Origin of the sequence: Aeromonas sp. 19NY04SH05-1, assembly GCF_040581895.1 — a bacterium.
Lineage (GTDB): Bacteria > Pseudomonadota > Gammaproteobacteria > Enterobacterales > Aeromonadaceae > Aeromonas > Aeromonas enteropelogenes.
In genome coordinates, this window is record NZ_CP095328.1 from 1228937 (window position 1) to 1241834 (window position 12898).

General features: G+C 60.6%; 9 protein-coding genes and 2 tRNA genes. 3 read left to right on the forward strand and 8 right to left on the reverse strand.

Going from position 1 to position 12898, the window contains the following annotated elements:
* Nucleotides 1-198: 198 nt before the first annotated feature.
* The 7 genes from MRK42_RS05825 to MRK42_RS05855 all read right to left on the reverse strand — a co-directional run bounded on the left by MRK42_RS05825 (nucleotide 199) and on the right by MRK42_RS05855 (nucleotide 11595).
* A complete protein-coding gene (locus MRK42_RS05825; RefSeq protein ID WP_338611917.1) occupies nucleotides 199-1914 on the reverse strand; it encodes a glycoside hydrolase family 9 protein in 1716 nt (571 codons plus the stop codon).
* 104 nt (nucleotides 1915-2018) lie between these two features.
* A complete protein-coding gene (locus MRK42_RS05830) occupies nucleotides 2019-3011 on the reverse strand; it encodes an ABC transporter ATP-binding protein (protein ID WP_338611918.1) in 993 nt (330 codons plus the stop codon).
* 11 nt (nucleotides 3012-3022) lie between these two features.
* Nucleotides 3023-4042 carry an ABC transporter ATP-binding protein gene (locus MRK42_RS05835; RefSeq protein ID WP_338611919.1) on the reverse strand — a complete coding sequence of 340 codons (1020 nt, stop codon included), beginning with the start codon at nucleotides 4040-4042 and terminating at the stop codon, nucleotides 3023-3025.
* The gene (locus tag MRK42_RS05840; protein ID WP_338611920.1) at nucleotides 4039-4959 is read right to left on the reverse strand and encodes an ABC transporter permease; all 921 of its coding nucleotides are present in this window, start codon (nucleotides 4957-4959) and stop codon (nucleotides 4039-4041) included. Before MRK42_RS05840 ends, MRK42_RS05835 begins: the two co-directional genes overlap by 4 nt.
* A gap of 1 nt (nucleotide 4960) precedes the next feature.
* Nucleotides 4961-5944, reverse strand: coding sequence for an ABC transporter permease (locus tag MRK42_RS05845; RefSeq protein ID WP_338611921.1), 984 nt, complete (start codon nucleotides 5942-5944; stop codon nucleotides 4961-4963).
* A gap of 118 nt (nucleotides 5945-6062) precedes the next feature.
* Nucleotides 6063-7748 carry an ABC transporter substrate-binding protein gene (locus MRK42_RS05850; RefSeq protein ID WP_042024783.1) on the reverse strand — a complete coding sequence of 562 codons (1686 nt, stop codon included), beginning with the start codon at nucleotides 7746-7748 and terminating at the stop codon, nucleotides 6063-6065.
* 415 nt (nucleotides 7749-8163) lie between these two features.
* Nucleotides 8164-11595: an ATP-binding protein gene (locus tag MRK42_RS05855; protein ID WP_338611922.1), complete on the reverse strand. Its 3432-nt coding sequence runs from the start codon at nucleotides 11593-11595 to the stop codon at nucleotides 8164-8166.
* A 249-nt stretch (nucleotides 11596-11844) separates the two neighbouring features.
* On the opposite strand from MRK42_RS05855, the gene MRK42_RS05860 reads away from it, so the two are divergent.
* Nucleotides 11845-11920, forward strand: a tRNA-Gly gene (locus MRK42_RS05860).
* Nucleotides 11921-11977: 57 nt separating this feature from the next.
* A tRNA-Cys gene (locus tag MRK42_RS05865) sits at nucleotides 11978-12051 on the forward strand.
* Between the two features lie 52 nt (nucleotides 12052-12103).
* Here the strand turns inward: MRK42_RS05865 and MRK42_RS05870 are convergent.
* Complete coding sequence (locus tag MRK42_RS05870) at nucleotides 12104-12397, reverse strand: hypothetical protein (protein WP_042024785.1); 294 nt, start codon at nucleotides 12395-12397, stop codon at nucleotides 12104-12106.
* Nucleotides 12398-12610: 213 nt separating this feature from the next.
* Here MRK42_RS05870 and MRK42_RS05875 point away from each other — a divergent pair, with 213 nt between their 5' ends.
* A complete protein-coding gene (locus tag MRK42_RS05875; RefSeq protein ID WP_042024786.1) occupies nucleotides 12611-12811 on the forward strand; it encodes a YbfA family protein in 201 nt (66 codons plus the stop codon).
* Nucleotides 12812-12898 lie beyond the last annotated feature (87 nt).

Sequence of the window (12898 nt, forward strand, 5' to 3'; positions counted from 1 at the left end):
TCTGCCAAGTGATGGCTAGGGCGAACCAGGCTGGCTGTATGGAGAATCCACGGCTCTCCCCAGTACCAATGATGCTTGAGCCGAGCTCAATCATGGTGGCCTCCCTGCACGCTCTGCCAAGTGATGGCCAGGGCAAACCAGGCTGGCTGTATGGAGGATCCACGGCTCTCCCCTGTGCCAATGATGTTCGAGCCGAGCTCAATCATGGTGGCCTCCCTGCACGCTTTGCCAAGTGATGGCCAAGGCGAACCAGGCGGCGTGGGGGATCCACTGCTCGCCCCAGCGCCAGTTTTGATCGAGCCGCTCCTTGTACTCTTGCGGAATAAAGGCGACGTCAGCCTCGTCGTCGAAGCCGGCGGTGATGCCGTTGCAGATCCCGCCCTGCGCATTGGGGTAGCCTGCGGTGTAGCTCGGGTTGTTGATGCCGTGGCCCGCCAGCATGCAGGCATTGAAGGGGTTTTGTCCCAGGATCCAGTCGAGCTGGTGCTGACCGAAATTGAGCAGGAGCTTGCGCTGGCGAGGCAACTGGGTGGCGGCGGCAAAGGCCATGGTGGCTAGAGAGGCCAGTCGGGCGTTCTCCCCCTGCCACCAGTAACCGGATTCGTTGTGGTGGGGCATAAAGAAGCTGATACGCGGCACTTCGCCAACCCCTTTCACATACTGGCGAGCGAGGGAGAAGGGGTTGCCCGCCTGGGCGCACAGCGCCAGCTCGGCGGCCAGTGCCTGCTCGATCACGCTCTGCACAGCGGCCTTGCGCTCCCGATCCGGTTCTACCCCCAGGTATTCAAGCAGCGCCAGCACCGGCAGGCCCGCCTCGGCGGCGTGGTAGTAGGGACGCGAGCCATCCTGGTTGGCGGACCAGTAGTGGCCGAGATCCGGGTGGCAGTGCTGGCGGGCGCACAGCTTGCCGGCCCGATCCCGCGCCTCGCCGAGCCACTCGGGCCCCAGCGTTTTGGTCAGCTCGACCGCCGCCAGCAGGGCGCAGTAGTCGTCGATGATGTTCTCGCAGCCATCGTCCAGATAGGCGTGGTTGTGCTCGCGCAGGTGCAGGTAGCCGCGCCGCGCCGCCTCGGCATAGCCGCTTGCATCGATATCGCCGCTGATGCTCTCGCGCGCGGCCCGGGCTAGGGCGGCGATGGCCATGCCCCCGCCCTGACGAAAGCCCGCCTGCCAGTCGGCGGATTTGATCCCCTGCTGGGTGGCGTAGGCACACAGTTCCCGCTGCTCGGGATCCTTGCTCCACTTGTCGAACAGGGTCATGTAGAAAAAGCCGTTCTCGTCCTGCATGCGGCAGAGGAAATCGGCGCCGTGCAGCGCCTCGTCATTGAGTCGCTTGCACAGGTTGATGCCGTCGATGTCGCGACGTGTCGCCAGCAGCTCGCGGCACTTGAGCAGGGCCCACACTACCATGGGGGTCTGCTGGGGATTGAGGTAGTTGGCGTAGGAGAGGTGGCTCAGATACTTGCTCATGTCACCGCTGGCGTCGAACCAGCCGCCGTGCACATCCCGGCGCTTGTCAGTACCAAACAGGCGGGCGTTGCGGTCGGCCCGATCGAAGGTGCCGCTGGCGCGCTGTCCCTTGAAATAGTGAATGACATCGGAGAGGCAACGGCTCGCCAGCAGATCGGGGCCGATGGCAAAGCGGGCGGAGCGTACTATGCCCTGGGCGGTGATCGCCTCCAGCCGGTAGTGACCGGGCTCCTTGCAGGGGGAGAAATCAGCTTTCCAGTAGGTCCGCCCCTGCCACCCATCCACCCGACCGGCCGGTTGCAACGGGGTTTCAAACAGAGTCTGGCCATCATTGAGGCGCTGCAGCCGGACATAGCCGCCAAGATCGTGAGGAGAGCTGGTTTGCAGCAGGGCGATCTTCTGGGCGTCGCAGTCGTAACCCACCTGATTGATCAAAAGTTCCATCAAGGTTTACTCCAAAGGTTCTGCGGTCGGGGGGAAGCATGGCCCAGGGCCAGAGTCCCCGAATCGAGGCAGGCCGGGCAAGGCTGCCCGGCCAGGGTGGCACATCATTCGTACAGGTAGCAGCGGACAAAATGGTTGCTGGCAAGCCGGGTGATGGGGGGCAGGCTCTCCTTGCAGCGGGGCATGACCTGGTTGCAGCGCCCGGCGAACGGGCAGCCGCAGGATTCCGGCGTCCAGAGCGGGATCTCCCCCTTGCGACCCCCCTCCAGCTCGGCGTGGATGCTCTTCTCGGGATCCGGCACCGCCGAGATGAGCAGCTGGGTGTAGGGGTGCTGGGGGTGGTGCAAAATTTCGTCCACCTCACCCCACTCCACCATGTGGCCCACATACATCACCGCCAGATCCTCGGCCACGTAGCGAGCGGTGGCGATATCGTGGGTGATATAGAGCATGGAGACGCCGAGCTCGTTCTTCATCTGCTCCATCAGGTTGAGAATGCCGATGCGAATGGAGACGTCGAGCATGGAGGTGGGCTCGTCCGCCAGCACCACTTCCGCCTCCACCGCCAGGTTGCGGGCGATGTTGACCCGCTGGCGCTGGCCGCCGGAGAGCTGGTGCGGGTACTTGGCCGCCGTCGCCTTGGCCGGGGTCAGCCCCACTTTTTCCAGCAGGGTGTAGACCATCTCCGGCAGATCTTTTTTGTCGATCACCTTGCTGTGCAGCAGCAGGGGACGGGCGATGTGGTGGTAGATGGTGTGGGTCGGGTTCAGTGAACCGAACGGGTCTTGCCATACCATCTGGACGCTCTGGCGATAGTCGAGCAGGGCGGTGCCCTTGTTGAACTCCTCCAGATCCCGGCCGCGATAGAGGATGCGACCGGCGCTCAGCTTGTACATCTTGGCGATGATCTTGGCGATGGTGCTCTTGCCGGAACCCGATTCACCCACCACTGCCAGGGCGCGGCCCCGGTGCAGGTTGAAGGTGATGTCGGAGAGGGCCCGCATCTTGCCACTCTTGATGGCATTGGAGTTGATGGGGAAGTCCTTATAGAGGTGCTGGACTTCGATGATGGGGGCATCGGTGTTGGCGATTTGCATGACAGACATCCTTAACAGCCAGCGGCCTTGTCCAGATAGAACACGGGCTCTTGTTGTTCATCCTGCACCTCATGGAGGTGGCAGGCAGTTTGTTGACCGGGACGGATCTCGGCCAGCCGGGTGTACTCCTGGCGGCAGCGGTCGTGCACCTTGCTGCAACGGGCCTGGAAGCGACAACCGACTGGCACCTCAAGCAGGTTAAGCGGGGTGCCCGGGATCCCCTCCAGCACCTTCTTCGGCCCGTGCAGGGGCGGGAAGGAGTTGCCGAGCCCTTTGGTATAGGGGTGCAGCGGCGCGGTCAGGATTGCCTTGGACGGGGCCACTTCTACCAGCTCGCCGGCGTACATGATGCCGATGCGATCGCAGAACTCGACCATGAGTGAGAGGTCATGGGTGATGAAGAGGATGGAGAAGTTGAACTTCTCTTTCAGCGCATAGACCTTCTGCAGGATCTCCCGCTGCACCACCACGTCCAGCGCCGTGGTCGGCTCGTCCATGATGAGCAGCTCGGGATTGAGGGCCATGGCGATGGCGATCACCAGTCGCTGGCGCATGCCGCCGGAGAACTGGTGCGGGTAGTCCTTGAGCCGGCTCGGGTGGATGTCGACTATGGTGAGCAGCTCCTGGGCGCGTTTTATCGCTTCGTAACGGGTCATGCCCCGGTTGTGGGCCAGCAAGACGTCGCAGAACTGCTCCTCCATGCGCAGCACCGGGTTGAGCGCATTCATGGCGGACTGGAACACCACAGAGACCTGGCGCCAGCGGTAGGAGCGCAGCCGCTCGTCACCGTAGTGGAGGATGTTCTCCCCCTTGAACAGGATCTCGCCGCCACTGATGTAGGCGGGCGGCTTGTGCAGTCGGGCCACCGAGAAGGCGACGGTGGACTTGCCGCAGCCCGACTCGCCGGCGAGACCGAAGATCTCGCCCTGCTTGATATCGAAGCTCACCGAGTTGACGGCGCGCACGTCGCCGTTTTCGGTGATGTAGTCGACGCAGAGATTGCGTACCGACAGCAGGGGTTGCTGGTTCATGCTGTCTTCTCCTGTGTTGTGGCAACCGGCGTGGTGACCGGGGCCGCGAGTTTCTTCCAGCGGCTCAGTCCTTTGTGGGAGCGCAGCTGCGGGTTGGCGATTTCATCGATGGCGAAGTTGAGCATGGCCAGACCCGCGCCCAGGGTAGCGATGGCAAAGCAGGGGGCCAGGATCTCCCACCAGGCGCCGATCAGGATGGCGCTCGAGGTCTGGGCGTTGTAGAGCATGATGCCCCAGCTCACCACGGTGGGGTCGCCCAGACCCAGGAACTCCAGGGTCGCCTCGGTGACGATGGCGTAGATGATGGAGCCGATGAAGCTCACCCCGATGATGGAGATGAGATTGGGCAGGATCTCCACCAGGATGATGCGCCAGGCCGGCTCCCCCAGCACTTCGGCGGCGATGACGAACTCTTTCTCCCGCAGGGCCAGGGTCTGGGCCCGGATGACCCGCGCGCCATAGGCCCAGGAGGTTAATCCTATGATGACGGCAATCACCGTCGGTGACGCCTCCCCGATAAAGCTCGCCAGTACCAGTAGCAAGGGGAGGTTGGGGATCACCAGCACCACGTTCATCAGGAAGGTGAGGCACTCGTCCACCAGGCCGCCGAAGTAGCCGGCGGTGATGCCGATGGCGACCGCCAGGGCGCAGACCAAGAGACCCGCGCTAAAGCCCACCATCAGGGAGACGCGCGCCCCGTTGGTGAACTGGGCCCAGATGTCGTGGCCCATGCGGGTGCTGCCCATCACGAACTCGGCACTGGGGGGCTGGTGGGGGCGTGCAACCCGCTTGGTCGGCTCGTTGCTGGCCAGCAGGGGGGCAAAGATGGCCATCAGTACGAAGGTGACGACGATGGCGAGGCCGAAGGCTGCCTTCTTGTTGCCCAGTAAAATCTTGAGAATGGTCGGCATACGCATCTTATTTGCCTCCTGTACGCAGACGGGGATCCAGGAAGACGTAGAGCACGTCGGCCAGGAAGTTGAAGCTGAGCATGGTGATGGTCATGATGAGCAGCTGCCCCTGAATGAGCGGGTAGTCACGGGCCAGAATTCCCTGATAGAGGGTCAGGCCCAGCCCGGGGTAGTTGAAGATCACTTCGGTGATGAGGGAGCCACCGATGACGAAACCGAGCGCCATGGAGAGGGCGGTGACGCTGGGCAGGATGGCGTTGCGGGCGCCGTAGTTGAAGATCACCCGGTTGCTGGAGAGCCCCTTGGCCTTGGCCATGGTGATGTAGTCTTCGCCCAGCAGGTTGATCATGTTGTTGCGCATGGTGATGAGAAAGCCCCCCACCTGCACCATGGCCAGGGTACCGACCGGCATGATGGCGTGGAACAATATGCTCTTGATGTGCTCCCAGCCCCAGTCAGGCTTGATCTCCGGACTGTAGGCGTAGCCGATGGGCAGCCACTCCAGGCTCACCCCGAACAGGAAGAGGGCGAGCAGGGAGACCACCACCGGGGGGATGGCCTGCATCACCAGGGTGAGCGGCGAGAGGATGCTGTCCATCCGGCCACCGCGATACCAGGCGGCGAAGATGCCGACGATGGAGCCGATGGAGAAACTCAGAATGGTGGAGGTGCCCACCAGAAACAGGGTCCAGCCGATGGCGCGACCCAGCACGTCAGAGACCTGCTGCGGGTAGAAGCGCACCGAGGTGCCGAGATCCCAGGTGAAGACGCTCTTCACATAGGTCAGAAATTGGGTGCCGATGGGGCCATCCACGAAGCCGAAGGTGGCTTTGAGGGCCTCCAGGGCGGCCGGTTCCATCATGGCGCCGGCGCGGGCAAACATCACGGAGACTGGGTCGCCTGGCATGGCGCGGGGTAGCAGGAAGTTGATGGTGGCGGCTACCAGGAAGGCAACCAGATAGAAGGAGAAACGTCTCAGTATGAATCCCATGATAGTACCTTTTACTGCAAGCCTGCCCCGCATCGGGTATAGCTACCCCAACCCCGACAGAACCGGGAGAAAGGGGGATGAACGGGGAAGAGGGCCCCCCGCAGGGGGCCGGGATTGATTAGCTGTTTGGCTTGAGGGACAACACGTGCAGCAGACGCTCGGGTGTGTCCGGGTGGAGCTGGGGTTTGGCAACCGGGTTGTCGGCACTGAACCAGCCATTGAAGCGCTTGGTGCTGTACTCGTACCAGGTCGGGTTGTTGAATACCGGGATGATGGTCTGGTTGGCACCGACCTTCTCCTGGATGGCGAACATGATCTCCTTCTGCTTGGCCGCATCGGCGGTCTGGGTGAAGTCGTCGATCAGCTTGTCCAGTGCCGGATCCTTGTAGCGGGGGGCCGCGAAGCGGTTGCCACGCTCACCCATGTTGCGGGAGTGGAACGCGGTCTCGAAATACTTGTGCGGGTTGGCACCGGCAAAGTAACCCTGCAGCGCCACGTCGAAGTCGCCGGTGATCAGGTTCTCGGTCCACACGGTGGCTTCCGGGGTGGCGGTCTTGGCATTCAGGCCCAGTGCCTGCAGCCCTTCCACGCCGATCTGGACGGTATTGACCCAGTCGGTCCAGCCGTTCGGTACCAGCACCTTGAACTCGATCTTCTTGCAGCTCGGGGTGTCGAGGAACTTGTCGCCGTCACAATCCTTGTAGCCTGCTTCCTTCAGCAATGCCTTGGCCCCTTCCAGATCGAACTTGTTGTACTTGCCGTACTTCTTGTCCACTTCCGGGTTGTTCCAGGAGTCAAATGCCTTGCCAAGGCCTGACGGGTATTCGTTGACGGTCGGGTAGCCGTAGCCCGCGATGTCCACCATGGACTGGCGATCCATCGCCATGGAGAAGGCGCGGCGGAAGTTGATGTCGTTGAAGGCTTCGTGGTTGCCCGGATTCTTGGTCTGGAAGTTGACGTTGAACGCCACTGTGCCGGAGGCCGGGAACCAGTATTTGTTGTTCTTCGGATCGTTGCCGACGTAGAGACGCTCGATGTCCGGTACGAAGGAGCCGAACCAGTCGATGTCGCCCTTCATGACGGCGGCCAGCACCTGGTCGTTGGTGGCCATCTGCGGCATGCGGATACAGTCGATGGCGAGATTGTCGTTATCCCAGTAGTGCGGGTTGCGGCACTGGGTGTAGAGCTGGGCGGAGAAGTTGTCCACCTCGGTGAACGGGCCGGTACCGACCGGCTTGTCGTTGGTGAAGGCGACCGGGTCTTTCACCGACTTCCACTGGTGCTCGGGCACGATGGGCACCAGCACTATGTCGTTCACCACGTTGGTGTTGACCTCGGTCAGGTCGAAACGGACCTTGTTGGGGGCCAGCTTCTCGACATTCTTGATCTGGGTCCAGATAGAGCGCTCATCCAGGGCCTTGTTGGCCTTCACCAGATTGAAGGAGAACAGGATGTCGTCTGCATCAAAGGCTTCGCCGTCAGACCACTTCACCCCGTCACGCAGATCGAAGGTGACGGATTTGAGGTCATCGCTGAACGCATAGTTGGTGGCCAGACGATAGACAGGTTTGCCACCCTGCATATCGTTGAAGATCACCAGCGGCTCATAGATGAAGTGACGGGTGGTGTGCAGCAAGCCCGCTTGCAGGAAGGGGTTGAAGTTCTTGACCCAGGCGGTTTCCTGTTGCGCGACCATGGTCAGCACGGTTTTGTTTTCTGCGGCCATGGCGTTGCCGGCGGCGCCGGCGAGCATCATGGTGCCCAGCATTACAGCGGTAGAGATTTTGGATACTTTGGCAAGCATATGTTTTCCTTTCTTATTTTTTGGCATTCCTGAGGGATTCGCCTTGTTTTGTGTGAGCACCGGCTTCGCATGCTGAGGAAGTCGGCCCTCCATGTTGGTCGGGCTGTGCACCCTTGTCGTTCTGTTTTCCAACGCTCTTAGCAAAACAGAGTTAACAGGAAAACAACAACTATTGATTTCGTCGTTTTCGTAAAAATTGACGGGGTTACGTCAATTTCGTCAAAACACGTTTTTATCTGATTAATATCATATGGTTATGTTATTTGGTTTCGCGTAAAAAGTGCCCGTTGCCAGGCCGGTTATGACAATTTTGTGAATTGGATCCGCTCGCTGTGGCGGTGTGGGCGGAACCTTTAATTTGTGCAAAAAAGAAACGGGATGGGCCGGTGTGAGCCGGCTCACATCCCGTCTTCCATCACGGCTTGCGATTGGCCAGCTGGCGCAGGGTCTGGGCGCTGTGTTGCAGCTGCTGGCGCTGCTGTTCGTTTAGCGGGCAGTGCCCCAGCACGAATTCCGTGGTGGCCACGACCGTCTTCCAGCGCGGGGATTTTGGCAGGGTATCCAGGCTCAGGTACTTGTCGAGGGTACGGGTCTGCGGGCTGGATCTGTCCATATAGACTCGCCACAGCTTGCTCTTCTCCGCCAGCACAATCTTGCCCTTGCCGGTGCCCTGCTGCCAGGCGTCCAGCGTCAGCTGCATGGTCTCGACCAGGGCGCGGCGCAGGGGCTCGTCATCCTGTTGGCGAATAAGGTTGTCCGCCAGGGAGCGGAACTCGCCGCCGAGCCGGCTCAGCTCGCCAAGCAGTTGATCGTCCTCGATGATGGCCTGGCGTGACAGGTTCTTGAGGGCGTTTTCCAGCGCCATCACCCGGTTGTCATCCTGGCGCTGGCCTGTGCTGAGGGTGAGGGCGATGGCCGCCTGTCCCCCCAGACTGATGGGCAGGGCGCGGGCGTTGAGCCTGTCCTCGACCCCCGCCACCAGGAAGGTCAGATCCCGCTCGCCGGCCGGTTCCGGCCACTGCTGCTTGAGCGGGCTTGCCAGCCACTCGTCGAGGGCATGCCCCTCCATGGCTTCGGGCTCCTGGCCCAGCAAGCCGGCCAGCACCCGGGAGGCAAACAGCACTATGCCCTGCTGGTCGATGAAGACCATGGGGTCGGCCCCTTCCCCGAGCAGGGTCAGCAGCCGCTGCTGATCCTGATGGAGCCGCTCCTGCAGGGTGAGGCGGTGCTCTATCTCTTGCTTGAGCAGGCGGTTCTCCACCAGAGAGGCGCGCCCCGCCTTGGCCTCCAGCAGCGCCTTGACCCGGGCGAACAGCTCCTCCTTGCAGAAGGGTTTGACCAGATAGTCGTTGGCCCCGGCGCCAAACCCCTCTTCGATATCCTTGGGCTGGTTGAGGGCGGTGAGCAGTAGCACCGGCAGCTTGTCCTTGGGGTGCTGTTCGCGCAGCCGGCGGCAGACATCGAAGCCGGAGAGGGTGGGCATCATCACGTCGAGCAGCACCAGATCGACGGGCTCCCGGCCCAGCTTGGCCAGCGCGTCGTGGCCATCGCCGCTCGGCAGGATGCGGTAGCCACAGGGTTGCAGCAGGTGGCGCAGGATGTGCAGGTTGATGGGCTCGTCGTCCACCACCAGGATGAGGGGGGCATCCTGCGGGGGCGGGGGCAGATCCTCGCTATCCCACTCAGGCAGGATCAGGGGCTGCTGGCGCACCAGCTGGTGCTCAATCTGGCGATTGCCCTGCAGCTGGCCGGCGGTCTGGCCGATGGCGAGCGGCAGGGTGAAGGAGAAGGTGGAGCCGACGCTTGACTCGCTTTCTACCAACAGTTCTCCGCCCATCAAATGCACCAGCTGGCGGGTGATGGAGAGGCCAAGGCCGGCCCCCTGCTTGCCTGCCTCCGGGCTCATCTGCACCAGCGGCTCGAAGATGTGTTCCAGATGTTCCGGTGCGATGCCGATGCCGGTATCGGTCACCTTGATGCGCAGCATCTGCTCCTCGACGACCGCACTCAGCACCACCTTGCCCTGAGGCGTGTATTTGATGGCGTTGCCCACCAGGTTGTAGAGCACCTGTTCGAGGCGCTGCTCGTCGGCCAGCACAGGTGGCAGCTCGGCGGGGCTGATGTCCACCAGGGTAAGGGGCTTGGCCTGCACCAGATGCTGGCAGAGATCCAGCACCAGCCGGATGACCCCTTTCGAGGAGACGGGCTGGGGGTGGATCTCCAGCTGGCCGTAGCGCATCTGGTGGTAGTCGAGCAGATCATCCACCAGTCGGGCCAGACCGTCGGCACTCTTGATGATGAGGCCAAGCTGTTTCTGCTGGCCTTCGGTCAAATCCTGCTGGCTGGCGAGCATGGATTCTGCCATCCCCTTGATGCCGTGAATGGGGGTGCGCAGCTCATGGGAGGTGTTGGCCAGCAGCTCATCCTTCAGCTTGTCGGCCTGCTGCAGGCTGAGGTTCTGCCTGTGGGTCAGCTTGACCTGCTGTTGCAACTCCTGGGTTTGCCGCTCGATGAGCTCGATCTTCTCCTTGACCGAACGCTGCATATGGCGAAACGACTGGGCCAGCCGGTCGATGTCGTCGTCGGTGCGGGCGATGGTGATGGGGTGATCCAGGGCGCCATCGGCCACTTGCTCCGCCGCCGCAGTTAAAGAGCGCAGCTGCGCCGTGATGGAGTGGGAGAGCCAGCGGGAAAAAAGGATGAGCAGCAGCAGGGAGCCCGCTCCCAACAGGACCACCAGTGCTTCGAGCTGGCGGATGGGGGCATAGGCTTCCCGGGTCGAAATCTCGGCGATAAAGGCCCACTCGGTATCGAATACCTTCACCTGGGTGTAGGCGGCCAGCACCTCGTCTTCATGGTAGGAGAGAAACTGGCCAACTCCCTGCTCGCCGGAGAGGGCCTTGGTGACGAGGGGGGTCTGCAGTGGCCGGAAGTGGGGGCTGAAGCTGTTCTCGACGCTGAACTCGGGGGCCAGCCAGGCATCGGCGCGCATCCGTTTGTCGGGGCCGATGAGGATGGTCTCACCGGTCTCCCCCAGTCCTTCCCGTTCCGCCATGATCTGGTTGAGCTTGTCCGGCAGCAGCTCGAAGATCACCACGCCGCGCACATAGTCGTACTGCATCACGGGGGCAGCCAGGTAGGCGACCACCTGGCCGGTCAGCTCGTTGCGACCAAAATCGGTGAACTCGAAGATCTGTTGCGGCTTCTGGCCGCCGTCGAGGCGACGCTTGATCTTGGCGAAGGTCTGGCCGAGGCCGCTGCCCTGATAGGGACCGGAGAGCAGATTGGTGGCGAAGTTGACCTGTTTGGTGACCGAATAGACCACATCACCATTGAGGTCCACCAGAAAGATGTCGCTGTAGTCGGATTTGCGCACCATGTCGGCATAGCCGCGGTGAAAGCGCTGGTGGACCCGGCCATACATCTCGTCGGCCAGGATCAGGGCGCTGATGGAGGGCTCGGTATTGACCTTGGGGTCCGGTTTTTGCAGTTGATCCCAGGATCCGGGCACATAACGGGACTGGGCCCGGGTACGCGCCTCCTGGGAGCTGGTACCCAGCTTTTCGAAGGCGCCGGTAAAGCCGTAGAAGCGGCCGATACTGTTGCCCGCGAAGTCCTGCTGGGAGAAGTTGATGATCTGCTCTTTGAGGTTTTTGAAGTAATCCTCGAGCTGACTCTTCTTGATGTTGCGAACGGAGACCAGATGGTTGGAGGTCTGGGTGGTGAGATCCTTGCCGTGGCTGTAGAGGAAGAAGAGAGTGATGACCAGGAAGGGCACCATGCCCAACATGAAAAAAGCCAGCATTAACCGCGGTCTGAGTCCACGCAGCGTGAAGATCCATTTCATCTTGTGATTTTCAATTGAGAATCCGGTTACTAAGCTGTGCCAGTCTCGAATGAAAGCATAATCATTTCAATGGCTTTATCCCAAATTCGCTTGTCTGGTCACAGCCTGACGGGGAAAATTTCAGCAACCCGTTTAAACCCTGAGCAAACAGTCGCAGGCGGGGTTAAAAGTGCGAAAAAAGGGTTGTGCTGACGCTCGGGGTACGTATAATGCGCCTCGTTGTCAGGCAACTGGCACGAAAGCAGTGACGCGGGAATAGCTCAGTTGGTAGAGCACGACCTTGCCAAGGTCGGGGTCGCGAGTTCGAGTCTCGTTTCCCGCTCCAATCTTCCATCGCACCAACGATGGATATCACTCTCAAGACAATCAGTCTTGTCAGCATGGCGCGTTAGCAAAGCGGTTATGCAGCGGATTGCAAATCCGTTTAGTCCGGTTCGACTCCGGAACGTGCCTCCATCTTCTTCCTGTCTTATCTTTATCGCACCATGCCGCGATAATCGATCCAAGCTCAATACCCTTGTTGCATCAGCAGCTGTTCGCAGCCCATCTGCTTCCACTCGCGCTGCAGGTAGTGAGTCACCTCCGTCATATCCTGTCCCCGATATTGAAACTGTATGTCTGCCCTGTGCGCATCTATATCCGCCATTCGCTGTTTCAGGGTGCCGCATTGCCATACGCTGACGGCGGGAGCGCCCTTGTAGGCGAGCTCGATGGCGTCATCCCGGTTCAGTTGCCACTCCTGCCACTCTGACCAGAGCAAGATGCCCATGATCCCAATCATCACCACTTCTGCGGGTTTCATCGTACCAACTCCATTTTGACGACCAGCATATTAACTCTGGTCAAGGGTGGCTGTTTTGTCAGCTTTTGTTGCTTTTAGGTTAAGCAATGTAACTTAATTCCAATTTGTCATTTATGGTGCATTAATTGAGAAAAAATGAACAAATTGATGTAGTAATCCTACAAATTGTGGAGTAATCTTTACCCAGTGGTCTTACCAGTGAGGCGTCATATCATGTTTCATCCTTATTCCCTGACTCAGATTATTCTTCGTCGCACCTTTGTGCTGCTGGTTGGCATCCTGGCGTTTCCCGTGATGTTGTTTCGTCGCGATCGTGCGCGCTTTTACAGCTATCTGCACCGGATCTGGAGCAAAACCAGCACCAAGCCGGTATGGCTCAAGATGAGTGAGCGGGGCAACCGGATCTTCTACTAAGGCCCCACCTTGATGACAAAAGAGACAGCTTCGGCTGTCTTTTTTGCATTTATGGCCTCTGGAAGCGCAAATAGCCTCCAAAAGGGC